24 protein-coding genes and 1 riboswitch are annotated in these 23,331 nt (G+C 70.7%); of the genes, 11 read left to right on the top strand and 13 right to left on the bottom strand.

Annotation, left to right across the window (positions count from 1 at the left end):
* Positions 1-90 precede the first annotated feature (90 nt).
* The 4 genes from thiE to AB5J56_RS32650 all read right to left on the bottom strand — a co-directional run bounded on the left by thiE (position 91) and on the right by AB5J56_RS32650 (position 2,897).
* On the bottom strand, positions 91-738 hold the full coding sequence (gene thiE / locus AB5J56_RS32665) for a thiamine phosphate synthase (protein WP_369237881.1): 648 nt from the start codon (positions 736-738) through the stop codon (positions 91-93).
* A gap of 74 nt (positions 739-812) precedes the next feature.
* Positions 813-1,184 (bottom strand): Rv2175c family DNA-binding protein, encoded by a 372-nt coding sequence (locus AB5J56_RS32660; RefSeq protein WP_369237879.1) that lies wholly within the window; start codon positions 1,182-1,184, stop codon positions 813-815.
* 103 nt (positions 1,185-1,287) lie between these two features.
* Positions 1,288-2,514 (bottom strand): NAD(P)/FAD-dependent oxidoreductase, encoded by a 1,227-nt coding sequence (locus AB5J56_RS32655; protein WP_369237877.1) that lies wholly within the window; start codon positions 2,512-2,514, stop codon positions 1,288-1,290.
* Positions 2,515-2,546: 32 nt separating this feature from the next.
* On the bottom strand, positions 2,547-2,897 hold the full coding sequence (locus AB5J56_RS32650) for a hypothetical protein (protein WP_369237875.1): 351 nt from the start codon (positions 2,895-2,897) through the stop codon (positions 2,547-2,549).
* 53 nt (positions 2,898-2,950) lie between these two features.
* Positions 2,951-3,062: riboswitch (TPP riboswitch) on the top strand.
* Here AB5J56_RS32650 and thiO point away from each other — a divergent pair.
* The 6 genes from thiO to AB5J56_RS32620 all read left to right on the top strand — a co-directional run bounded on the left by thiO (position 3,060) and on the right by AB5J56_RS32620 (position 8,963).
* Positions 3,060-4,253, top strand: coding sequence for a glycine oxidase ThiO (gene thiO / locus AB5J56_RS32645; protein ID WP_369237873.1), 1,194 nt, complete (start codon positions 3,060-3,062; stop codon positions 4,251-4,253). (Overlaps the previous riboswitch by 3 nt.)
* The gene (thiS, locus tag AB5J56_RS32640) at positions 4,250-4,450 is read left to right on the top strand and encodes a sulfur carrier protein ThiS (protein WP_369237871.1); all 201 of its coding nucleotides are present in this window, start codon (positions 4,250-4,252) and stop codon (positions 4,448-4,450) included. The genes thiO and thiS overlap by 4 nt, the downstream gene beginning before the upstream one ends.
* 3 nt (positions 4,451-4,453) lie before the next feature.
* On the top strand, positions 4,454-5,248 hold the full coding sequence (locus AB5J56_RS32635) for a thiazole synthase (RefSeq protein WP_369237869.1): 795 nt from the start codon (positions 4,454-4,456) through the stop codon (positions 5,246-5,248).
* Between the two features lie 171 nt (positions 5,249-5,419).
* Positions 5,420-7,375 (top strand): Stk1 family PASTA domain-containing Ser/Thr kinase, encoded by a 1,956-nt coding sequence (gene pknB / locus AB5J56_RS32630; RefSeq protein WP_369237867.1) that lies wholly within the window; start codon positions 5,420-5,422, stop codon positions 7,373-7,375.
* Positions 7,376-7,445: 70 nt separating this feature from the next.
* Entirely contained in the window at positions 7,446-8,315 is an 870-nt protein-coding gene (locus tag AB5J56_RS32625; protein ID WP_369237865.1) for a deoxyribonuclease IV, read from the top strand.
* Positions 8,316-8,402: 87 nt separating this feature from the next.
* Positions 8,403-8,963 carry a DUF4396 domain-containing protein gene (locus tag AB5J56_RS32620; RefSeq protein ID WP_369237863.1) on the top strand — a complete coding sequence of 187 codons (561 nt, stop codon included), beginning with the start codon at positions 8,403-8,405 and terminating at the stop codon, positions 8,961-8,963.
* 22 nt (positions 8,964-8,985) lie between these two features.
* On the opposite strand, the gene AB5J56_RS32615 is transcribed toward AB5J56_RS32620, so the two are convergent.
* A complete protein-coding gene (locus AB5J56_RS32615; RefSeq protein ID WP_369237861.1) occupies positions 8,986-9,618 on the bottom strand; it encodes a sulfite oxidase-like oxidoreductase in 633 nt (210 codons plus the stop codon).
* A gap of 155 nt (positions 9,619-9,773) precedes the next feature.
* Between AB5J56_RS32615 and bfr the strand changes: the two genes are divergently transcribed.
* On the top strand, positions 9,774-10,253 hold the full coding sequence (gene bfr / locus AB5J56_RS32610) for a bacterioferritin (RefSeq protein WP_369237859.1): 480 nt from the start codon (positions 9,774-9,776) through the stop codon (positions 10,251-10,253).
* On the opposite strand, the gene AB5J56_RS32605 is transcribed toward bfr, so the two are convergent.
* The 3 genes from AB5J56_RS32605 to AB5J56_RS32595 all read right to left on the bottom strand — a co-directional run bounded on the left by AB5J56_RS32605 (position 10,250) and on the right by AB5J56_RS32595 (position 14,191).
* Entirely contained in the window at positions 10,250-10,483 is a 234-nt protein-coding gene (locus tag AB5J56_RS32605) for a bacterioferritin-associated ferredoxin (protein WP_369237857.1), read from the bottom strand. The two genes, bfr and AB5J56_RS32605, sit on opposite strands and share 4 nt — an antisense overlap.
* Before the next feature lie 149 nt (positions 10,484-10,632).
* Positions 10,633-11,985 carry a class II 3-deoxy-7-phosphoheptulonate synthase gene (locus AB5J56_RS32600; RefSeq protein WP_369237855.1) on the bottom strand — a complete coding sequence of 451 codons (1,353 nt, stop codon included), beginning with the start codon at positions 11,983-11,985 and terminating at the stop codon, positions 10,633-10,635.
* Between the two features lie 139 nt (positions 11,986-12,124).
* Positions 12,125-14,191 carry a choice-of-anchor P family protein gene (locus tag AB5J56_RS32595; protein ID WP_369237853.1) on the bottom strand — a complete coding sequence of 689 codons (2,067 nt, stop codon included), beginning with the start codon at positions 14,189-14,191 and terminating at the stop codon, positions 12,125-12,127.
* Positions 14,192-14,513: 322 nt separating this feature from the next.
* Between AB5J56_RS32595 and AB5J56_RS32590 the strand changes: the two genes are divergently transcribed.
* Both AB5J56_RS32590 and AB5J56_RS32585 read left to right on the top strand, forming a co-directional pair.
* Positions 14,514-14,585 carry a trp operon leader peptide gene (locus AB5J56_RS32590; protein ID WP_369242946.1) on the top strand — a complete coding sequence of 24 codons (72 nt, stop codon included), beginning with the start codon at positions 14,514-14,516 and terminating at the stop codon, positions 14,583-14,585.
* A gap of 127 nt (positions 14,586-14,712) precedes the next feature.
* The gene (locus tag AB5J56_RS32585) at positions 14,713-16,602 is read left to right on the top strand and encodes an anthranilate synthase family protein (RefSeq protein ID WP_369237851.1); all 1,890 of its coding nucleotides are present in this window, start codon (positions 14,713-14,715) and stop codon (positions 16,600-16,602) included.
* On the opposite strand, the gene AB5J56_RS32580 is transcribed toward AB5J56_RS32585, so the two are convergent.
* From AB5J56_RS32580 to AB5J56_RS32560, 5 genes are all read right to left on the bottom strand, one after another.
* The gene (locus AB5J56_RS32580) at positions 16,554-17,549 is read right to left on the bottom strand and encodes a 2-hydroxyacid dehydrogenase (protein WP_369237849.1); all 996 of its coding nucleotides are present in this window, start codon (positions 17,547-17,549) and stop codon (positions 16,554-16,556) included. The genes AB5J56_RS32585 and AB5J56_RS32580 overlap by 49 nt on opposite strands.
* 74 nt (positions 17,550-17,623) lie before the next feature.
* Complete coding sequence (locus AB5J56_RS32575) at positions 17,624-18,652, bottom strand: 6-phosphofructokinase (RefSeq protein WP_369237847.1); 1,029 nt, start codon at positions 18,650-18,652, stop codon at positions 17,624-17,626.
* A gap of 143 nt (positions 18,653-18,795) precedes the next feature.
* A complete protein-coding gene (locus AB5J56_RS32570; RefSeq protein WP_369237845.1) occupies positions 18,796-19,485 on the bottom strand; it encodes a response regulator in 690 nt (229 codons plus the stop codon).
* Positions 19,482-20,717, bottom strand: coding sequence for a MacS family sensor histidine kinase (gene macS, locus AB5J56_RS32565; protein ID WP_369237843.1), 1,236 nt, complete (start codon positions 20,715-20,717; stop codon positions 19,482-19,484). Before macS ends, AB5J56_RS32570 begins: the two co-directional genes overlap by 4 nt.
* Before the next feature lie 186 nt (positions 20,718-20,903).
* The gene (locus tag AB5J56_RS32560) at positions 20,904-21,665 is read right to left on the bottom strand and encodes a lysophospholipid acyltransferase family protein (RefSeq protein WP_369237841.1); all 762 of its coding nucleotides are present in this window, start codon (positions 21,663-21,665) and stop codon (positions 20,904-20,906) included.
* A 160-nt stretch (positions 21,666-21,825) separates the two neighbouring features.
* On the opposite strand from AB5J56_RS32560, the gene AB5J56_RS32555 reads away from it, so the two are divergent.
* A complete protein-coding gene (locus AB5J56_RS32555) occupies positions 21,826-22,605 on the top strand; it encodes an alpha/beta hydrolase (RefSeq protein WP_369237839.1) in 780 nt (259 codons plus the stop codon).
* A complete protein-coding gene (locus AB5J56_RS32550; RefSeq protein ID WP_369237837.1) occupies positions 22,598-23,224 on the top strand; it encodes a hypothetical protein in 627 nt (208 codons plus the stop codon). Before AB5J56_RS32555 ends, AB5J56_RS32550 begins: the two co-directional genes overlap by 8 nt.
* Positions 23,225-23,331 lie beyond the last annotated feature (107 nt).

Raw genomic sequence — 23,331 nt, 5'->3', positions numbered from 1 at the left:
TAGCCAGGGGGCGCCGGTCCCCCAACCGAACCGCTGAGAATTGTCCGATTTGTCGACTTCTTGTCCACCCCTCGGACAGTTGTCGTGGACCTACGCTGCGCGCAGCCGCTTCGCGAACTCCCCCGCCGCCGCTCCCGGATCGTCCGCCTCCGTGATCGCGCGGACGACGACGACCCGGCGGGCGCCCGCCTCCAGCACCTCGTCGAGATTGCCGAGGTCGATGCCGCCGATCGCGAACCAGGGGCGGTCGGTGCGGAGCGAGGCGGTGTGGCGGACCAGGTCCAGGCCGGGCGCGTGGCGGCCGGGCTTGGTGGGGGTCGGCCAGCAGGGGCCGGTGCAGAAGTAGTCCACGCCGTCCTGGACGGCGGCCGCCTCGGCCTCCGCGTCGGCGTGTGTGGAGCGGCCGATCAGGACGTCGTCCCCGAGGATCGCGCGGGCCGCGGGGACCGGCAGGTCGCCCTGGCCGAGGTGCAGCACGTCGGCGCCGATGGCGTGGGCGACGTCCGCACGGTCGTTGACCGCGAGGAGCTTGCCGTGGCGTGCGCAGGCGTCGGCGAAGACCTGAAGGTGCTCCAGCTCCTCACCGGCCTCCATGCCCTTGTCGCGCAGCTGCACGATGTCGACGCCGCCCGCCAGGACCGCGTCCAGGAACTCGGCGAGGTCGCCCTGGCGCCTGCGGGCGTCCGTGCAGAGGTAGACGCGGGCGTCGGCGAGCTGGGCGCGGGCGGTGGTGGGCATGACTGTGTCCCCCGTTGTCGGTGGTGTGCGGGTCGGCGGGCTGCGCCGCCCGCACACCGGACGGTTCGTATCGGTCAGACGGCGAGCGCCTGGGCGCGGCGCTTCACCTCCGTGCCGCGATTCTCGCTCAGGGCCTGCGCGGGCGTACCCGGCAGGGTCGGGTCGGGGGTGAAGAGCCACTCGAGCATCTCTTCGTCGGAGAAGCCGTCGTCCCTCAGGAGCGTCAAGGTCCCGGCCAGGCCCTTGACGACCTTCTGCTCGGCCGCGTCGATGAAGGCGGCGGGCACGGCCAGCGCCCGGTTCTCACCACGGCGTACGGCGATGAGCTGGCCTTCCTTGACCAGCTGCCGCACGCGCGTCACCTCGACATCGAGCATCTCTGCGATGTCGGGAAGGTTGAGCCAGGCGGGGACGAGAGCATCGGTCTTTGCGTCAATCTCGGTCACGGGACAAGCCTGCCATCCCGGACTGACACTCGGAAGCCGGGGCCGTCCCACCTGGGCCGACGGAGTGTCCGTCAAGGCCGTCGCGGTGCGGAGAACCCGGCTGCTACGCCGTCGCCGCCTTCAGCGGCCTCGCCGGATCCGGCAGCAGTGCCGGGTCCATCGGTGTGCCCGCCTCGATGAGCCGGCGCCCCTGGGCCAGGTCGCGGGGGCGGCCGACCGCGAGGAGGGCGACGAGGCGGCCGGTGCGCAGCCAGCACACCGTCCAGGCGGCTCCCGAAGGGTCGCCGCGCCACACCGTCGTGTCGGCGGTCTCGTGGTGGCCGACGTACTGGACGAAACGGCCGAACTGCTCGGACCAGAAGTACGGGACCGGGTCGTAGGCCGCCGGGGACTCGCCGATGATGTTCGCCGCCACCGTGCGCGGTCCCTGGAGGGCGTTGTCCCAGTGGTGAACCAGCAGGCGCCCCTCATACCTTCCCGAAGGGAAGGAGGCGCAGTCGCCGACCGCGTACACGTCCGGCACGGAGGTGCGCAGGTGGTCGTCGGCCACCACTTCGCGGTGGGCCCCGAGCTCGATGCCGGAGCCGGCGAGCCAGCCGGTGGCCGGGCGCGCGCCGATACCGACCACGACGGCACCGGCGGGCACCCGCGAGCCGTCGTCGAGCACCACAGCGCCCGCCTCGATGCGCTCCACGCGCGCGTGGGTGCGCAGTTCGGCCCCGCTGTCGGCGTACCAGGCCGCCATGGGCGCGGCCACTTCTTCCGGCAGCGCCCCGGCGAGCGGCCGGTCGGCGGCCTCGACGACGGTCACCGCGCACCCCGCCTCGCGCGCGGCCGTGGCGAACTCGGCACCGATCCAGCCCGCGCCGACGACCACGATGTCGTGCTGCTGGGCGAGGACCGGGCGCAGCCGCTCGGCGTCGTCGAGGGTGCGCAGCAGGTGGACGCCGGGCACGCCCTCGGCGCCCGGCAGCTGGATGGGTTCGGCTCCGGTGGCGATGACCAGGACGTCGTACGGCACAGGTCCGGTCACCGTGTCGAGCTCGTGGTCCCCGGGGCGTACGCCCATGACCTCGCGCCCGAGCTGCAGTTCGATGCCGAGCGCCTCGAAGTCGACGTCGAAGGCGGAGCCCTCGGCCTTGCCGAGCAGCACGGCTTTGGACAGGGGTGGCCGGTCGTAGGGCTGATGGGGTTCCGCGCCGATCAGCGTCACGCTGCCGGTGAAGCCCTGCTCCCGCAGGGCGACCGCGGTCTGCACCCCGGCCATGCCCGCGCCCACGACGACGACCCGCCGTGCCGACTGACCTCGCGCCTGCGTCTGCTCGCTCACCTGATCACCATAGACAGCTGACAGTTCGTCAGTCAGTGGGCGTGCTCAGTGACCTGTTCCACAACACTCGTCCCACTGCCCGTCCCCGACTCCCACTCCCAGGTCTCCTCCAGGCGTACGCGGCCGTCGGTCAGCTCCACGACGAGCGAGACGCAGTGCCCGGAGGCGGTGGTGCCGTCCTGCTTGAGCTGCACGTACCGGAAGTCGAGGCGGTCACCCTCCCGGGTACCCACGAGATGGCCGCGTACGACATCGCCGCCCGCGTACTCGGCCCAGATCTCGGCGTCCTTCTCGTGGTACGTGAAGCGGGTGCGGGTGCCCACCTGGCCTGGGGCCTGGTCGGCGACGGGGGCGAAGACGAGACCGTCGAGCGAGCGGGCCATGCGGCGAGGCTCCCTTACTGAGGCATGCGGCGGCGGGCTAGGGTGGCCAACGTACAAGCACTCGCGGGAGCCCGGACGCACCGGGCTGAGAGGGAGGCTGGCGGCCTCCGACCGTACGAACCTGATCCGGGTCATGCCGGCGAAGGGAGGGGCTGGACGCCCATGCCTACACGTACATCGGCTGCGCATGTCCCGGACACGCGCGCCTCGGACGTCCTCGTGGTGGGGGGCGGAATCATCGGTCTGGTGACCGCGTGGCGGGCCGCGCAGCGCGGTCTCGGCACCGCGGTCGTGGACCCCGAACCGGGCGGCGGAGCGGCCCGGGTGGCGGCCGGGATGCTGGCCGCCGTCACCGAACTGCACTACGGCGAGCAGACCCTGCTGGGCCTCAACCTCGCCTCCGCGCGCCGCTATCCCGAGTTCGCCGCCGAGCTGACCGAGGCGACGGGCCAGGACCTCGGCTACCGCCGCTGCGGCACACTCGCGGTCGCGCTGGACGCCGACGACCGCGCCCACCTGCGGGAACTGCACACCCTCCAGCAGGGCTCGGGCCTGGAGTCGGAGTGGCTGAGCGGTCGCGAGTGCCGTCGGCTGGAGCCGATGCTCGCGCCGGGCGTTCGCGGCGGTCTCCGGGTCGACGGCGACCACCAGATCGACCCGCGGCGGCTCGCCAAGGCGCTGGTCACGGCGTGCGAGCGCGCCGGGGTGGTGTTCCACCGGACGTGGGCCGAGCGCCTTCGCGTCGCAGGGGACCGGGCGACCGGAGTGGTCATCGCGGGCGGCACCGAACTGGCCGCGGGGCAGGTCGTCCTCGCCGGAGGCAGTCTCAGCGGACAGCTCGCGGGTGTCCCCGACGCCGTACTGCCGCCCGTGCGCCCCGTGAAGGGGCAGGTGCTGCGGCTGACCGTGCCCAAGCGGTACGCGCCCTTCCTGAACCGGACCGTGCGCGCCGTCGTGCGCGGCAGCCACGTCTACCTGGTGCCACGCGAGAACGGCGAGCTGGTCGTGGGCGCCACCAGCGAGGAGCTGGGCTGGGACACCACGGTGACCGCGGGCGGTGTCTACGAGCTGCTGCGCGACGCCCACGAGCTGGTCCCCGGGATCACCGAACTGCCGCTCACCGAGACCCGGGCCGGACTGCGCCCCGGCTCCCCCGACAACGCGCCGCTGCTCGGCCCGACCGAGCTGGACGGGCTTCTCCTCGCCACCGGCCACTACCGCAACGGCGTGCTGCTCACCCCCGTCACCGGCGACGCGATGGCGCACGCCCTGACCACCGGCGAACTCCCCGAAGAGGCACGCCCCTTCACCCCCCGGCGCTTTCACGCCACCGCACTCACGGAGCAGCCCGCATGAACGTCTTCGTCAACGGGGAGCGGCAGCACCTCGCCGAGGGCACCGCGCTCGACACGCTCGTCGCGACGCTCACCCCGGCCCCTTCCGGCATCGCCGCCGCCCTCAACGAAACCGTCGTCCCGCGCGCGCAGTGGAAATCCACTCCCCTCTCCGAGGGAGACCGCGTCGAAGTCCTCACCGCCGTCCAAGGAGGCTGACCCATGGCCGACGATCCCTTCCTGCTCGGCGGTACGTCGCTCTCGTCCCGCCTCATCATGGGCACGGGCGGCGCGCCCAGCCTCGACATCCTGGAGCGCTCACTCGTGGCGTCCGGCACGGAGCTGACCACGGTGGCGATGCGCCGGGTGAACCCCGAGGCACACGGCTCGATCCTCTCCGTGCTCGACAGGCTCGGCATCCGGGTGCTGCCCAACACGGCCGGCTGCTTCACCGCGGGCGAGGCCGTGCTGACCGCCCGGCTCGCGCGCGAGGCCCTCGGCACCGACCTGGTCAAGCTGGAGGTCATCGCCGACGAGCGCACCCTGCTGCCCGACCCGATCGAGCTGCTCGACGCCGCCGAGACCCTGGTGGACGACGGCTTCACCGTGCTGCCGTACACGAACGACGACCCGATCCTGGCGCGGAAGCTGGAGGACGCCGGCTGCGCCGCGATCATGCCGCTGGGCTCGCCCATCGGCTCCGGGCTCGGCATCCGCAACCCGCACAACTTCCAGCTGATCGTGGAGCACGCGCGCGTGCCGGTGATCCTGGACGCGGGGGCGGGTACGGCGTCCGACGCGGCGCTCGCGATGGAGCTGGGGTGCGCGGGTGTGATGCTCGCCTCGGCCGTGACGCGGGCGCAGGAGCCGGTGCTCATGGCGGAGGCCATGCGGCACGCCGTCAAGGCCGGCCGGCTGGCCCGGCGCGCGGGCCGCATCCCGAAGCGGCACTTCGCCGAGGCGTCCTCCCCCGCGACGGGAATGGCACGACTGGACCCGGAGCGGCCCGCGTTCTGAGTCCGCGTGCGGCCGCCACCGGCCCCGGGCCGCTCACGGAACGGCATCTCGCACAGCAGTTCCCCCAGCGGTAGCAGCAGCCGGAGAGGTGCGTCACAGGTCGGCTGCAGTACCGCCCCGGTATCGCCCTAACGGGTCGTCGTGTCGGTGTCGGCTCGTACACTCACCTGCGTGGACACGACCCTTCAGGACCCACTGGTCGGGCAGCTGCTCGACGGGCGCTACCGCGTCGAGGCGCGGATCGCGGTCGGCGGGATGGCCACGGTCTACCGGGCCGTGGACACCCGCCTCGACCGCGTGCTCGCCCTCAAGGTGATGCACCCGACGCTGGCCTCCGACGCCTCCTTCGTGGAGCGCTTCATCCGCGAGGCCAAGTCGGTGGCCCGGCTCGCGCACCCCAACGTGGTGCAGGTCTTCGACCAGGGAACCGACGGGGCGTACGTCTATCTCGCCATGGAGTACGTCGCCGGGTGCACCCTGCGCGACGTGCTGCGCGAGCGCGGGGCGCTGCAGCCGCGCGCCGCGCTCGACATCCTGGAGCCGGTGCTCGCCGCCCTCGGCGCCGCGCACCGCGCCGGGTTCGTGCACCGCGACATGAAGCCGGAGAACGTCCTGATAGGGGACGACGGCCGGGTCAAGGTCGCCGACTTCGGTCTCGTACGGGCCGTGGGCACCGTCACGAACACCACCGGCGCCATCCTCGGCACGGTGTCGTACCTGGCGCCGGAGCAGATAGAGCACGGCACGGCCGACACCCGCGTCGACGTCTACGCCTGTGGAGTCGTCCTCTACGAAATGCTCACCGGCGACAAGCCGCACTCCGGAAGCTCCCCGGCGCAGGTGCTCTACCAGCATCTCCACGCGGATGTTCCGCCGCCGTCGGCCGCCGTGCCCGGGCTGCCCTACGCCCTCGACGAGCTGGTCGCCTCGGCGACCGCCCGCAACCCCGAGCTGCGCCCGCACGACGCGGTGGCGCTGCTCGCCCAGGTCCTGGACGGGCGGGCCGGACTGAGCGCCGAGCAGCTGGACGCCGTGCCGCCGCAGGCGATCGCCGCGGCCCACGACAACGCCCAGGACCGTACGAGCGTGATCCCGCGCTCGCTGTCCGTGCCGCGGCCGCTCCCCGTCAACGAGGACGACGCCGACCACACCGCCGGCCTGTCGGGGACCAACCGCTTCGAGCGGACCAGCCTCTACGAGACGTCTCCGCCGCCGCCCTCTCGGCACCTCGGGGGCTCCTGGCGCCCCCGGCGCGGGCTGGTCGCGATCGTCGTCGCGGCGCTGCTGGCGCTGGGACTCGGCGCGGGCGTCTGGTACATCAACTCCGGCCAGTTCACCAAGGTCCCGCCGGTGATCGCGATGGCCCAGAAGAAGGCCACCGACCGGCTGGAGACGGCCGGCCTCGACGTCAAGATCAAGCACCAGTACAGCACCGTCGCCAAGCGCGGCACGGTCATCAGCACCGACCCGGCGGTCGGCGAGCGCATCCGGGACAACGCCACGGTGACGCTGCTCGTCTCCGACGGCCCGGAGACGGTGAAGGTGCCCGACCTGAAGGGCGACGCGCTCGACGAGGCCAAGGCCCGCCTGAAGCGGGAGGGCCTGGCGGCGGGGATGGTCACCCGCGCGTTCAGCGAGGACGTCCTCAAGGGCTATGTGATCAGCAGCGATCCGGGCGCGGGCATCGAACGCCACGCCGGCTCGGCCATCGCGCTCGTCGTCAGCAAGGGCAGCCCGGTGGACGTGCCCGACGTCAAGGGCGAGTCCGTCGAGGACGCCAAGGCGGACCTGCAGGACGCGGGCCTGAAGGTCGAGATCTCCTCCACGCAGATCAATTCGGAGTACGACAAGGGCGATGTCGCCCAGCAGACGCCGGCCGCCGACAAGCAGGCCGCCTCGGGCGACACCGTGACGCTGACGATCTCCAAGGGCCCCGTGATGGTGGAGGTCCCCGACGTCGTGGGCAAGAGCGTCGACGACGCGAAGCAGGAGCTGGAGGACGCCGGCTTCAAGGTCGACGAGGACCGCGGTCTGCTCCATCTCTTCGGGGACAAGGTCAAGGGCCAGTCGGTCGAGGGCGGCGACGAGGCGCCCAAGGGGTCGACCATCACGATCGAGGTCGAGTAGGTCTCCGGGGCCGGCCAGGGCGTCCGGTCCGCCGACCGGGCGCCCCGATGCGCGTGACACCCTGAAGGGTGTGACCAGCAAGCAGCTCCGCAATCCCGTCGGCGGCCATGTGCCCGTGGCCGGCGGCCTCAACTCCGTCGGCCTCACCTACGCGCGCGAGATGGGCGCCGAGACCGTCCAGGTCTTCGTCGCCAATCCGCGCGGCTGGGCGACACCCGTGGGCAACCCGAAGCAGGACGAGGAGTTCCGCGCGGCGTGCGCCGACGAGTCGATTCCCGCGTACGTCCACGCGCCGTATCTGATCAACTTCGGCTCGCACACCGAGGCGACCGTCGAGAAGTCGGTCCTGTCGCTGCGGCACTCGCTGCGCCGGGCCCGGGAGATCGGCGCGCTCGGCGTCGTCGTGCACACCGGGAGCGCCACCGGCGGCCGGGACCGCTCGGTCGCCCTGAAACAGGTGCGCGAGCACATGCTGCCGCTGCTCGACGAGCTGACCCACGACGACGACCCGTATCTCCTGCTGGAGTCGACCGCCGGGCAGGGCGCCTCCCTCTGCTCGCGCACCTGGGACTTCGGGCCGTACTTCGAGGCCCTCGACGCCCACCCCAAGCTGGGCGTCTGCCTCGACACCTGCCACATCTACGCGGCCGGCCACGACCTGACGGGGCCGAGCGGGATGCACCAGACCCTCGACCTGCTGGTGGACACCGTCGGCGAGGGACGGCTGAAGCTCATCCACGCCAATGACTCCAAGGATGTGGTCGGCGCACACAAGGACCGCCACGAGAACATTGGCTCCGGCCACATCGGCGAGGACCCGTTCCGTGCGCTGATGGCCCACCCCGCGACCGACGGCGTACCCCTGATCATCGAGACGCCCGGCGGCAAGGAAGGGCACGCGGCGGACGTGGAGCGGCTGAAGAAACTGCGCGACGGATGAGATCGCCGACCCATTGAGGAATACCCCCTGGGGGTATACGGTTCTTGCCAGGTGCAGGAACCGTCACCTGACGTTGGGGGCCCTCTCATGCAGCACGACACGCACGCCGACCACGCACACTCCGACCAGGCACACGACGAGCACGCACACGGCGAGCACGAGCACCACACGCACGCCGAGCACGCCCACCACGAGGCGCACGGCATGGGCAAGGTCACCTGGTCCATGGCCGCCCAGGCCACCCTGCACTGCCTCACCGGCTGCGCCATCGGTGAGGTGCTCGGCATGGTGGTGGGCACCGCGTTCGGCTGGGGCAATGTGCCGACGATGATCCTGGCGATCGTGCTCGCCTTCGTCTTCGGCTACTCGCTCACCCTGCGCGGAGTGCTCAAGGCCGGCGTCGACTTCAGGACGGCGTTCCGGGTCGCGCTCGCCGCGGACACCCTGTCGATCGCCGTAATGGAGCTGATCGACAACGGAGTGATCGTGCTGTGGCCGGACGCGATGGACGCGCACCTGGACGACCTGTTGTTCTGGGGCGCGCTGGCCCTCTCGCTCGCGATCGCCTTCGTGGTCACGACCCCGGTCAACAAGTGGATGATCGGCCGCGGCAAGGGGCACGCGGTGGTGCACCAGTACCACCACTGACGTACCGCGCAAGGACCAGGAATCAGAGCTCGGGGCCGTCCCCGGGCTCTTCCTGGTACGAGTAGCGCTGCTCTCGCCAGGGGTCGCCGACGTTGTGGTAGCCGCGCTCCTCCCAGAAGCCGCGGCGGTCGGCCGTCATGTACTCGACGCCGCGGACCCACTTGGGGCCCTTCCAGGCATACAGATGCGGCACGACGAGACGGAGCGGAAAGCCGTGCTCCGCGGTGAGCAGCTCACCGTCCTTGTGGGTGGCGAAGATCGTGCGGTCCGAGGCGAAGTCCGCGAGGCGGAGGTTCGAACTGAACCCGTACTCGGCCCAGACCATGACGTGGGTGACCGCGGGCGCGGGCGGGGCGATCTCCAGGATCGTACGAGCCGGGATGCCACCCCATTCGGCTCCGAGCATGCTGAACTTCGTCACGCAGTGCAGATCGGCCACGACGCTGGCATACGGCAGTGCGGCGAACTCCTCGTGGGTCCAGCAGTGCTTGTCGCCGTCCGCGGTGGCACCGAAGACCCTGAACTCCCAGCGTTCGGGGCGGAACTTGGGTACGGGACCGTAGTGCGTGACCGGCCAGCCACGCTGCAGTCGCTGCCCCGGCGGAAGCTGTGACTGTGCGCCTTCTCCAGATTCTCGCTCCACCGGCTGACCCATGACTCCATCCTGACAGACCCGGGACACTGCACATGACCAGCCCCGGTTCGATTCGGGCAACTCCTACTAAGCGTGCACTTACTGGACGCGTTTGGGTGCCGGTGCAAGGATGCGGCGCAACCTGCCCAGTCCCCCGCTTGGAAGGAGCCGCTGCAATGCAGGGCGACCCCGAGGTCATCGACTTTCTCAACGATCAGCTGACCGGCGAGCTGACGGCGATCAACCAGTACTTCCTGCACGCGAAGATGCAGGAGAACTTCGGCTGGACGAAGCTCGCGAAGTACACGCGGCACGAGTCGTTCGACGAGATGAAGCACGCCGAGGTGCTCACCGACCGGATCCTCTTCCTGGAGGGCCTGCCGAACTACCAGCGGCTCTTCCACGTCCGGGTGGGCCAGACGGTCACCGAGATGTTCCAGGCGGACCGGCAGGTCGAGGTCGAGGCGATCGACCGCCTCAAGCGCGGGATCGAGGTGATGCGCGCCAAGGGCGACATCACGTCCGCGAACATCTTCGAGTCGATCCTCGAGGACGAGGAGCACCACATCGACTACCTGGACACCCAGCTGGAGCTGATCGAGAAGCTCGGTGAGGCGCTCTACATCGCCCAGCTGATCGAGCAGCCGGAGAGCTAGGCGGCTTCGTCCAGCGCGGTCAGGATCGGCTTGCCCTGGCCGGCGAGCTCACGGCGGGGCAACTCACCTCGACCCAGGAGCGCCTGTATACGCCGTACGCACGAACCGCAGTCCGTGCCCGCCTTGCAGGCGGAGGCCACCTGGCGCGGGGTGCAGGCACCGTCCTCCGCGTGCTTCTTGACCTGCTGCTCGGTGATGCCGAAGCAACTGCAGACGTACACGCGGTTCACCTCCCGACGGGATTGATCAGTCTTGCCGTCCCGATTAATCGGTGAGGCTAACCTAACCTTACCCGGCGCTCAGGAACCGCAAAAGTGGAGCGGGGCGCGGATCGTATGTGATCCGCGCCCCATTCACGTTCCGGTAACAGGTGCTCCCGTCACTGGTCCCTGTACATCTCCGCGACGAGGAACGCCAGGTCAAGGGACTGGCTGCGGTTCAGGCGCGGGTCGCAGGCCGTCTCGTAGCGCTGGTGCAGGTCGTCGACGAAGATCTCGTCGCCGCCGCCCACGCACTCGGTGACATCGTCACCGGTGAGCTCGACGTGGATGCCGCCCGGGTGGGTGCCGAGGCCCTTGTGGACCTCGAAGAAGCCCTTGACCTCGTCCAGCACGTCGTCGAAGCGACGGGTCTTGTGGCCCGAGGCCGCCTCGTAGGTGTTGCCGTGCATCGGGTCGGTGATCCAGGCGACGGTCGCACCGGAGGCGGTGACCTTCTCGACCAGCTCGGGCAGCTTGTCGCGGACCTTGTCCGCGCCCATCCGCACGATGAAGGTGAGGCGGCCCGGCTCACGGTCCGGGTCGAGGCGCTCGATGTACTGCAGCGCGTCCTCGGCCGTCGTCGTCGGGCCCAGCTTGATCCCGATCGGGTTGCGGATCTGCGAGGCGAACTCGATGTGCGCGCCGTCCAGCTGACGGGTGCGCTCACCGATCCACACCATGTGGCCCGAGACGTCGTACAGGTTGCCCGTACGCGAGTCCACGCGGGTCAGCGCCGACTCGTAGTCGAGGAGCAGCGCCTCGTGGGAGGCGTAGAACTCGACCGTCTGGAACTCGGCCGGGTCGGTGCCGCAGGCCCGCATGAAGTTCAGCGCGTTGTCGATCTCGCGCGCCAGCTGCTCGTAGCGCTGGCCCGACGGGGACGACTTCACGAAGTCCTGGTTCCAGGCGTGCACCTGGCGCAGGTCCGCGTACCCACCCGTGGTGAAGGCGCGCACCAGGTTGAGCGTGGAGGCGGACGCGTTGTACATCCGCTTCAGGCGTTCGGGGTCCGGGATGCGGTCCGCTTCGGTGAAGGCGAAGCCGTTGACGGAGTCGCCCCGGTAGGTCGGGAGCGTCACGCCGTCGCGGGTCTCGGTCGGCTTGGAGCGCGGCTTGGAGTACTGGCCGGCGATCCTGCCGACCTTCACGACCGGCACCGAGGCCGCGTACGTGAGGACGGCGCCCATCTGGAGCAGGGTCTTCAGCTTGTTGCGGATGTGGTCGGCCGACACGCCGTCGAAGGCCTCGGCGCAGTCGCCGCCCTGGAGAAGGAACGCCTCTCCCTTGGCGACGGACGCCAACCGGGCGCGCAGCTGGTCGCACTCGCCCGCGAAGACGAGCGGCGGATACGACTCGAGGTCCGCGATCACATCGCGCAGAGCCTCGGCATCGGGGTACTCAGGCTGCTGCGCCGCGGGAAGGTCTCGCCAGGTGTTGCCAGCGCTCGCGCTGGGCTTAGCGTTCACGGTCACCTCCACAACATTACGGGGTCGTGTCGGGCGTCCATTCACGTGCTCATCAATTGAGACGGGCCGCGCTCGTACGGCGCTGGTACGACACCCGCATGGGCCCCTCCGAGGAGGGGCCCACCGGTCGTGCAGTTGGTGCGGTTCAGCCGCAGTTGTGCGCGGCCGTCGTACTGGACGCGACGACCACGTCCACGCCGGGCGCGGTCAGGTGGGCGGCGTTGACCGTGAGGCCGCCGTCCACCTTGACCTGCTCGTTCACCACGAGCTTGGTGCCTACGACGCCGAGGTCGACGGTGGTGTTCGGTGCCCCGTCGAGCTTCACCTCGACTCCTGCCACGGTCAGCTTCAGGTCGGTGCTGCCGGTGGCCGCCGTGCAGCTGCTGGTCGACACGGACCTGATGCCGGACAGGCCGAGCACCGGCAGCCCCGGCAGTCCGACGCTCGCTTCCTCCAGCGAGGCGGTGGACGTGGCGCTGCTGGGCCCGGCCTTCGTCTCCACCTTCGCGCACAGCGTCTTGGCGTTGATGACCAGGACGCTGATGTTCGAGGTGCACGGCGGGGCGGTGGCGCCCGCCCCGGCGGTGCGGAGGGCACCGGTGTCCGGGGTCGGCCGGATGCCGATCGGCAGTCCGAGGAGCGAGATACCCGCCGAGAGGCCATAAGCCCGCCCGGTGACGTACTGGAGCTTGACGGTCGCCGCCGTCTCCGAGGCCTTGTAGGCGTCGTCGCCCGCGAAGGCCGCCTTGACCGGGACGGTCGCGTCGGCGTTCAGCGGCTGGTCGACGGAGGCGATCGTGCAGCTCGCGGCGCCCCGCGCGTCGGTCGTGCCGTCGCAGGTCTGCGCGGTGCCGAGAGTGAAGCTCACCTTCCGCTCGGCCACGGGCTCACCGGTGTCGGTGGTGAGGGTGGCGGAGAGGGTGGCCGGGGAGCCGTTGGAGACGGCGGCGGGGCCGGTGGAAGCGAGCTTGGTGTCCTTGGGCTGCGGCGGCTGCGGGGCCCCGCCCTCGCCGACGTCGAGCTGGTTGCGGTCGATGCCGATGGTCACGCCGCCGTGCGTCTCGCGCTGGTCGCCGGCGTACTGGTGGATGCGCTGGTGGTCGGCCCACAGGGTGGCGGGGATCGCCGGGTCGTCGGTGGTGGCCTGGTCGTTCCAGCGCGCGAAGTCGATCACGTCGGGCAGGGTGATGGTGTTCGCGTTGGCCACGAGGTCGGTGACCAGGGACGAGACACTGCCGTACGCGCCGGAGCGGTAGCCCAGCTCGTGCAGGCGCTTGGTGTAGGCGTCGAGGTAGGCGAGAACCCGAGCGGTGACAGCTCCCCCGCGGGTGTACTGCTCCAGGTTGTCGTAAATCACCGAGCCTTGGCCGAGCCCGAGCGCACCGGCCTGGGCGGCAGCGTCATTGGCCGCCGCGATGCCCTGCGGCTCCGGGTCGGTGATGACCTCGCAGTCGCCCGTGCAGCTGCCCGCGCCGGCTTCCGCCTGCGGCCCGACGTAGATCGGGAAGAAGCGCCAGCCCTTGGTGTACTGCGCCCGCACCCACTGCGCGCTCAGGTTCGCCTGCGTGCAGCCGCGGTTGACCCCGCCGATGTAGATCCCGACGGCGCCGTACGGGGAGTCCGCCTTCCACGCGTCCATCGTCGCCTGGGACGGGGCGGTGCAGGCGTCGAAGCCCTTGCCCTGGAAGGAGGTCGCGTCGGCCGGGACGGCGAGCGCGGAGGGCGCCGCGGCGGGCTTCTCGGCCTGCGCGGAGGCGACGGGCAGGCCGGCGCTGCGCAGGACCTCCTGGATCTCCGTACGGTCGCTGCCGTACGCGGCGGTCACGGCGATCCCGTCCGCGGTGGCCCGGTAGGTGCGGGCGGTGCGGTTCTCGGTGACGCGACCGGTGCTCCTGCCGGACGCGGCGGCCTTGGCGGGCTGCACAAGGAGCGCTTCGGTGCGGCCGGTCACGCCCGAGGGGCAGTTCTGCCGGCCGGACGGGGTGCCGAGGTAGACGGCGTGCCGGTCGAGGCGGACGCAGGCGTCCGGGTGGTTGTCGAGGTCGACGACCTGCCAGGAGGCGGGGACGGTGAACTCGTGGCCTCGGTAGGTGACTTCGTTGGTGAAGTCGGATGCCTGCGCGGTGCCGAGCGTTCCGGCGCCGAGCGCCGTGACGGCGGCCAGCACCGTGAGCGCGCGTGCGGCGCGCCGCTTCGCTCTCGGGCGAATCATCGATGAACGTTGTACGGAAATGACTCTCTCCTCGGTCGGATGCGGGTGTGCTGCAAACCGGGGGTGTCGGATCGGCCCGCCCGGGGCGAAGGCGATCCGCGTGAAGAGTGAGTTTTAGGTAATGTACATGTCAACTAATGACCCCCGATCGCCGCTTATTTCGGCCTTCGCACCGCGCTCGAACCCGCTGTGAGGGCGGTGTGTGCCGCCGGTGAAGTGCCGGGTCGGCGGGCGCGCCAAGGGGCGGCCGCCGAGCGCGGCTCCAGGAGTGCTCCACCGGAAGTGCCGCTCACGCTTGACCGGATCGGGTAGGGTGCCTCGCATGTTCGCGCACTCGAACCAGAAGCACCTGAACCAGAACTGGTGGTGGACCGCTCATCCGGCGGCCCACTGACTGCGCGTACGCAAGACTTCGCGAAGGCCGCCCGAGGGGGCGGCCTTCTGTGTTTCCGGCACACGGGCCGTTCCTCTCCCAGAACTCTCCGAGCACTCTCCGAGAACCGAGAGAAGGAACAGGACCGATGAACCTGCTCGCCCTGCTGGACGATCCCCGCCCGTTCGCCCTGCTGCGCCGTCGCACCCCCGGCCACGAACACGACGTCGTGGAGCTGCTGCTCGGTCCGGTCCGCGAAGTGGACCGCCTCGCCGACATCCCCGTCGGCGACCGCCCCTCCCTCGCCCTGGTGCCGTTCCGGCAGATCCGGGAACGCGGCTTCGACGTCCGCGACGACGGCACACCGCTCGCGGTGCTGACCGCCGAGGAGACGTACGAACTCCCCCTGGAACAGGCCCTCACGGAGCTTCCCTCGCACGATGTGCGGGTGACGGGCGGCGGCTTCGACGTCGCCGACGAGGAGTACGCCGGGATCGTCGGGCGCGTCCTGCGCGAGGAGATCGGGCGGGGCGAGGGCGCGAACTTCGTGATCAGGCGTACGTACGAGGGGGAGATCCCAGGCTTCGGGAGGGCCGACGCGCTCGCGCTGTTCCGTCGGCTGCTGGTGGGCGAGCGGGGCGCGTACTGGACGTTCGTCGTGCACACGGGCGAGCGCACGCTGGTCGGGGCGAGCCCCGAGGTGCATGTCCGGATGTCCGGCGGGACCGTCGTGATGAACCCGATCAGCGGCACGTACCGCTATCCCGCCGAGGGCCCGACCCCCGAGCACCTGCTGGACTTCCTCGCGGACGGCAAGGAGATCGAGGAGCTCTCGATGGTCGTCGACGAGGAGCTCAAGATGATGTGCACGGTCGGCGACCGGGGCGGGGTGGTGATCGGGCCGCGGCTGAAGGAGATGGCCCATCTCGCGCACACCGAGTACGAGTTGCGGGGAAAGTCCTCGCTGGACGTGCGCGAGGTGCTGAGGGAGACCATGTTCGCGGCGACGGTCACCGGGTCCCCGGTGCAGAACGCCTGCCGGGTCATCGAACGGCACGAGGTCGGGGGGCGCGGCTACTACGCGGGAGCGCTGGCGCTGATCGGGCGGGACGCGGGCGGGGCGCAGACCCTCGACTCCCCCATCCTCATCCGGACCGCCGACATCGACGCGGGCGGCCGGCTGCGGGTGCCGGTCGGCGCCACGCTCGTCCGCGGATCCGATCCGGCCGGCGAGGTCGCCGAGACGCATGCGAAGGCGGCCGGGGTTCTGGCAGCACTGGGGGTCCGTCCCGGGCGGCCGCGCGAGGAGGACGTACGGCCGAAGCTGGCGGACGACCCGCGGGTACGGGCGGCGCTGGACGGGCGGCGGGCCTCGCTGGCGCCGTTCTGGCTGCGGATGCAGGAGCAGGCCGCCGAACTCACCGGGCACGCGCTCGTGGTGGACGCCGAGGACACGTTCACGGCGATGCTGGCGCATGTGCTGCGCTCCTCGGGCCTGGAGGTGACGGTACGGCGCTACGACGAGCCGGGGCTGCGGGAGGCGGTCCTCGCGCACGAGGGCCCACTGGTCCTGGGCCCCGGTCCGGGCGATCCCTCGGACGCGGCCGACCCGAAGATGCGGTTCCTGCGGGCACTGACCGCGGAGGTCATCCGAAGGCACCGGCACGGCGTGCTCGGTGTCTGCCTCGGGCACGAGCTGATCGCGGCCGAGTTGGGCCTGGAGATCGTCCGGAAGGAAGTCCCCTATCAGGGCGCGCAGACGCGGATCGACCTCTTCGGGAGGACCGAGACCGTCGGCTTCTACAACAGCTTCGTGGCCCGCTGCGACGACGAGACGGCCCTTGAGCTCGCGGCCCACGGCATCGAGGTCAGCCGCAGTGGGAGCGGCGAGGTGCACGCGCTGCGCGCTCCCGGGTTCGCCGGGGTGCAGTTCCACCCGGAGTCGGTGCTGTCGCTGCGCGGCGCGGGTGTCGTACGGGAGCTGGTCGGTCAGCTGCGTGGGACGAGCACGTTCTCCGAGCGGCGGCCCGCCCTGTAGTCGAGGACGTTCTGCACCGTGGTCTCGATGATCTGACCGACGGCGTCCACGGTGTAGTACGCCTGGTGGGAGGTGACCAGGACGTTCGGGAAGGTGACGAGACGGGCCAGGGTGTCGTCCTCGACGGCCTCCAGGGACCTGTCGAGGAAGAACAGGCCCGCCTCCGCCTCGTACACGTCGAGGCCGACGCCCGTGAAGCGGCCCTCGCGCAGTTCGGCGACGAGGGCCGCGGTGTCGATCAGGCCGCCGCGGCTGGAGTTCACCAGGATCGCGTCGTCCTTCATGGCGCGCAGGGCCGCCGCGTCGATGAGCTGCCGGGTCTCCGGAATCAGCGGTACGTGCAGGGTGATCAGGTCGGACTCGGCGAGGAGTTGGTCCTTGGGTACGTACTTCATGCCGAGTTCGACGCAGGCCGGGTTCTCGGCGATGTCCCAGCCGAGCAGGTTCATACCGAAGCCGTGGGCGATCCGGGTGAACGCCTCGCCGATCTTGCCGGTGCCGATGACACCGGCGGTGCGGCCGCGCATGTCCCGGCCCATCAGTCCGTCGAGCCGGAAGTCGAAGTCGCGGGTGCGGTTGGAGGCGCGCACGATATGGCGGTTGACCGCCATGGCGAGGGTCCAGGCGAACTCGGCGACCGAGTACGGCGAGTAGTACGAGACCCGGGCGACCGTGATGCCGAGGCGTTCGGCGACCTTCAGGTCGATGTTGTTGAAGCCGGTCGAGCGCTGGGCGATCATCCGCGTGCCGCCGGCGGCGAGGGTCTGGAGCACCCGGTGCCCGAGATCGGCGTTGACGCTGGTGGAGATGATCTCGTAGCCGGTCGCGATCGGGGCGGTGTCCTCGTTCAGGAACACGCCGAGGCTGCGGACCTCGTGGTGCCCTTCGAAGGCCCTCTCGATCAGGGGCTTCTCGTCGGCCTGGACACCGAAGGCGAGGATCTCCAAGAGGGCTTCTCCCGTTCCGCAGAGGTATGGGCCGAATACGGCGAATATACGGCCCATACCTCTTAGGCGCCGGGTCAGCCGAAGAACACTCCGACCTCCTCGTACAGCTTCGGGTCCACCGTCTTCAGCTTCGCGGTGGCGTCCGCGATCGGGACGCGGACGATGTCCGTGCCGCGCAGCGCGACCATCTTGCCGAAGTCGCCGTCGCGGACGGCCTCGATGGCGTGCAGCCCGAAGCGGGTGGCGAGCCAGCGGTCGAAGGCGCTGGGGGTGCCGCCGCGCTGGATGTGGCCGAGGACCGTGGTCCTCGCCTCCTTGCCGGTGCGCTTCTCGATCTCCTTGGCCAGCCACTCGCCGACGCCGGAGAGCCGCACATGCCCGAAGGAGTCGAGCGACTGGTCCTTGAGGACCATGTCGCCGTCCTTGGGCATGGCACCCTCGGCGACGACGACGATCGGGGCGTACGACGCCTTGAAGCGCGAGGTCACCCAGGCGCAGACCTGGTCGACGTCGAAGCGCTGCTCGGGGATGAGGATGACGTTGGCACCGCCCGCGAGCCCGGAGTGGATGGCGATCCAGCCCGCGTGCCGGCCCATGACCTCGCAGACGAGGACGCGCATGTGCGACTCGGCGGTGGTGTGCAGCCGGTCGATCGCCTCGGTGGCGATGCCGACGGCGGTGTCGAAGCCGAAGGTGTAGTCGGTGGCGGACAGGTCGTTGTCGATGGTCTTCGGCACGCCGACGACCTTGATGCCGTACTCGTCGCCCATCCGCGCGGCCACGCCGAGGGTGTCCTCACCTCCGATCACGATGAGCGCGTCGACCTCCTGCTTGGCGAGGTTCTCCTTGATCCGGCGGATGCCGTTCTCCTGCTTGAGGGGGTTCGTGCGCGAGGAGCCGAGGATGGTGCCGCCGCGCGGCAGGATGCCGCGCACCGCGGGGATGTCGAGCTGGACGGTGTCGCCTTCGAGCGGACCTCGCCAGCCGTCCCGGTAGCCGACGAAGTCATAGCCGTACTCCTGCACGCCCTTGCGGACGATGCCCCGGATGACGGCGTTGAGCCCGGGGCAGTCGCCGCCTCCGGTCAGTACTCCGACCCGCATGGAAATGTCCCTTCGCCGCGGTTGCCTGAAGGACTCACGCTAATAGTGATCCAGGTCACTTCGGCATGGTGCGGAAGGTCAATTCCAGTGAATTGTCGGGTAGTTGATCACCCGATTTCACCCGAAGGTGAGCATCGGGCGGTTTACGCGTCGTCGAGGCCGCGCTCTATGGCGTAGCGCACCAGCTCCACGCGGTTGTGGAGCTGCAGCTTGCCCAGGGTGTTCTGGACGTGGTTCTGGACCGTGCGGTGCGAGATGACCAGGCGCTCGGCGATCTGCTTGTAGCTCAGGCCCTTGGCGACCAGCCGCAGCACCTCGGTCTCGCGGTCGGTGAGCTGCGGGGCCTTCGGCTCGTCGGCGCCGCCGGAGGGCGCGGGCTCGGAGGCGAGCCTGCGGTACTCGCCGAGGACCAGGCCCGCGAGGCCCGGCGTGAACACCGGATCGCCGACGGCCGTGCGCCGCACCGCGTCGATCAGCTCCTCCGTGGACGCCGACTTCAGCAGGTAGCCGGTGGCGCCGGACTTCACCGCCTCCAGTACGTCCGCGTGCTCGCCGCTGGCGGACAGGACGAGGACGCGCAGCGCCGGGTTGGCGCCGACCAGTTCCTTGCAGACCTGGACGCCGGGCTTGGCGGGCAGGTTCAGGTCCAGGACGAGGACGTCGGGCGCGACGGCCTGTGCGCGGCGGACGGCCTGCTCGCCGTCGCCGGCCGTGGCCACCACGTCGAGGCCGGACTCGGCCAGGTCCCGGGCGACCGCGTCGCGCCACATGGGGTGGTCATCCACCACCATGACCCTGATCGGGCCCTGCCGCTCGTCCGTGCTGTCCGTCATCGCTGCTCTGCCTTCCCCCGTGAGTCCTTCGGGTCCTTCGTGTCCTTCGGTACCTTCAACTCGACCTCGGTGCCCTGTCCCGGGACCGAGATCAGCTCGGCCGTGCCGCCGATGTCGCGCAGCCGCCCGCGGATCGACAGGGCCACCCCGAGCCGCCCCTCGCCCTCGGCCTGGTCGAGCCGACCCTCCGGGATGCCCGGGCCGTCGTCGCGCACGGTCACGATCACCGCGTCCGGCTCGTCCTCGACCAGGATCCAGGCGCGGGCGTCGTCACCCGCGTGCCGGTGCACATTGTCCAGGGCGGCACCGACAGCGGCGGCCAGCTCGCGGGCGGCGGCCGGGGCGAGCGGCACCGGGGCGCCGGGCTCGGAGAGGGTCACGCGCGCGGCGGCGTACCTGGCCAGGAGCGAGCGCAGGTCGACGGGGCCCTCGTCCTCGTCCGGCTCCTCGACCGCCCGTACGACCGCGCCGAGCGCCGTGTCCTCGGAGACCCGCGAGACGGGCACCATGCCGCCCGAGACCAGCGTGCGCAGCGCCACCTCCTGCTCGCCCGCCATCCGGCCCAGCTCCGCGGCCTCGCCGCCGAGCGCGGAGCCGCGCCGCTGCACCATGGCGAGGACCTGGAGGACGCCGTCGTGGATGTCACGGGCCAGCCGCTCCCGCTCGCGGGTCGCGGCCTCGATCTCCAGGGCGCGGGCGAGGGTCGCCTCGGAGGCGCGGGCGACCTCGACGACGTAGCCGATGGCGATCGAGGCGACCCAGACGAGGATGACGTTGTGGACGGTGTCGCGGGTCGGGGCGCCACGCTCGACGACGTTGACCGCCGCGACGAGTGTGGAGGCGAAGGCCGCCCAGCGCCAGCCGCCCTTGACGGCGAAGGCCAGCACGGAACCGGCGGTCCATATCGACGGCAGGGTCGGGCCACCGGACTCGATGCGGTACGAGGCGTCGGCGACCCGGGTGAGCAGGATGCCGACGAGCGCGATGGTGAGGTCGGCGGTGAGGAACCGCTTGGTGCAGCTGACCGCGTTCGCGACTCTGGGGAGGGTCGCCAGCGTCCATACGCACAGCACGGCGTAGTACGCGATCGCCACCCAGGGGCGGGTGAACTTGTCGTACGCGGTGGCGAAGAGCCCGACGGCGTACAGCATGGTCAGCACCCGGTACGCGGAGAGCGCACGCCACAGCGGCAACTCGACCGACATCCTCATGACCCGCTCGCGCTTAGCCACATCCCCCCCTTTTTGGTCGTTCGCCTCCGGGGCGCTCAAGCAGGTGTGGAGAGGCCGACCGTGCTCAGCCCTTCGGGCCTCCGCGCTCCCCCACTCTCGACTTCGCTCGAGCGGGGGGACCCCCATGCCCTCTCCACACCGGCGCGCCCCTCCGGCTCACTCCCCACCCCACCAGAACAAACGCGGCTAGGAGCCGGACCGTTCCTGCTCCAGCCCCTGCTGCGCTTCTTTCTGTGCCTGCTTCTCGGCTTCCTTCTGCGCCTGCTTCTCCGCCTTCGCCGCCTCCGCGATCTGTCGCTTGGCGGCCGTCGCGTAGATGTCGACGTACTCCTGGCCCGAGAGCTTCATGATCTCGTACATGACCTCGTCGGTCACCGCGCGCAGGACGAACCGGTCGTGCTCCATGCCGTTGTACCGGCCGAAGTCGAGTGGCTTGCCGATGCGGATGCCCGGGCGCATCAGCTTGGGCATCACCTTGCCGGGCGGCTGGATCTTCTCGGTGTCGATCATGGCGACCGGGATGACGGGCGCACCGGTGGCGAGCGCCACGCGCGCGAGGCCGCCGGGCTTGCCGCGGTAGAGGCGGCCGTCGGGCGAGCGCGTGCCCTCCGGGTAGATGCCGAACAGCTCGCCGCGTTCGATGACGTCGACGCCGCTCTTGATGGCCGCCTCACCCGCGCCGCGCCCGCCGGAGCGGTCCACCGGGAGCTGGCCGACACCCTTGAAGAAGGCGGCGGTCATCCGGCCCTTCACACCGGGCGTCGTGAAGTACTCGGCCTTCGCGATGAAGGTCACCTTGCGGTCGAGGACCGCGGGCAGGAAGAACGAGTCCGAGAACGACAGGTGATTGCTGGCCAGGATGGCGGGGCCTTCGGCGGGAATGTTCTCGAGGCCTTCCACCCAGGGCCTGAAGGCGAGCTTCAGCGGCCCCCCGATGGAAAACTTCATTGCGCCGTAGATCAACCCACTGCCTTCCTGTATCTGTGGATCAGACCTTAACCCGGAGCACGGTCAAAGGCCCCGACGACCCTGGTCGGTGTCAGTGCGGTCGCGTACGGTGAAGTACCTGCAATCGCCCTGATGACGACCTGATGAACAGGAGACCGAGGTGCCGGTCCTTCCTGGAGCCGAGCCGTTCCGCCACGAGGGCGGAGAGGTCGGCGTCCTCCTCTGCCACGGCTTCACCGGTTCCCCGCAGTCACTGCGCCCCTGGGCGGAGTACCTCGCCGAGCGCGGCCTCACCGTCGCGCTTCCCCTGCTGCCCGGGCACGGCACCCGCTGGGAGGACATGCAGCTCACCAGCTGGCAGGACTGGTACGCGGAGGTGGACCGCGAACTGCGCGCCCTGCAGGAGCGGTGCTCCCAGGTGTTCGTCTTCGGCCTCTCCATGGGCGGCGCGCTGGCCCTGCGGCTGGCCGCCAAGCACGGCGACGAGGTGAGCGGCCTCGTCGTCGTCAACCCGGGGAACAAGGTGCACGGCCTGGCGGCGTACGCGCTTCCGGTGGCCCGCCACTTCATCCGTTCGGCGCCGGGCATCGCCAGCGACATCGCCAAGGAGGGCAGCGAGGAGATCGGCTACGACAGGGTGCCGCTGCACGCCGCCCACTCGCTGCGCCGCTTCTTCCAGGTGGTCGACGGCGAGCTGCCGCAGGTCACCCAGCCGATGCTGCTGCTGCACAGCCCGCAGGACCATGTCGTGCCACCCGCCGACTCCGCGCGCGTCCTCAGCCGCGTGTCCTCCACGGACGTCACCGAGATCCTGCTGGAACAGAGCTACCACGTCGCGACGTTGGACCACGACGCGGACCGGATCTTCGAGGAGAGCTACGCGTTCATCGGCCGGCTCGCGCCCAGTGTCGGCAAGGAAGGGACGGCCAGCGGTGGCTGAGCACGAGGCGGAGCGCGGCGAGCCCGATGAGAAGGGCGTGCCCGTCGGCGAGCCTCTCGACGACGAACAGAGCGTGCCGTTCGACGAGGACGCCGCCTGGCAGGCGATCGTCGACGGGTACGGCGAGGAGCCGAAGGACCCGCCCGGCGCGAAGCCGTTCAAGTCGATCGAGGATCTGGCGCTGCTGGAGCCGGAGACGAACGACAGCGGCGACGCCGCGGACACCGCCGGGCCCGCGAAGGACAAGACCGGCGACAAGCCCTCCGCGGCCAAGCCCCTGGGCAGCTCCGTCGCGTTCGCTCCGGGCGTCGGCGGCCCGCGCGACTACCAGTCGCCCGAGCCCACCGAGGACGACTTCGACGACGAGGACGAGGGCCACTTCGTCCCGCCGGAGCCGCCCCCGCTGCCGGCCGCCGACGTCACCGCCAAGTTCGCCTGGCTCGCCGTGATCGGCGGTCCGATCCTGCTGCTGCTGGCCGTCCTGCTCACCTGGGACATGACCTGGTGGCTCGCCACCCTGGGCATCGGCGGCTTCCTCGGCGGCTTCGCGACCCTGGTGATGCGCATGAAGGGCGACGACGAGGACGGGGACGACCCGGGGCGCGGCGCGGTCGTCTGAGCACCGTCGCGCGACAGCGTGGTGAGGGCCCGTCCGGAGGTGATCCGGGCGGGCCCTCCGTCGTGCCCAGCGGCGGATGGGACCTGCGCCGGAGCAAAAGGGAACTC

Source organism: Streptomyces sp. R21, assembly GCF_041051975.1.
Taxonomy (GTDB): domain Bacteria; phylum Actinomycetota; class Actinomycetes; order Streptomycetales; family Streptomycetaceae; genus Streptomyces.
This window is presented reverse-complemented; position numbering and strand designations above follow the sequence as displayed.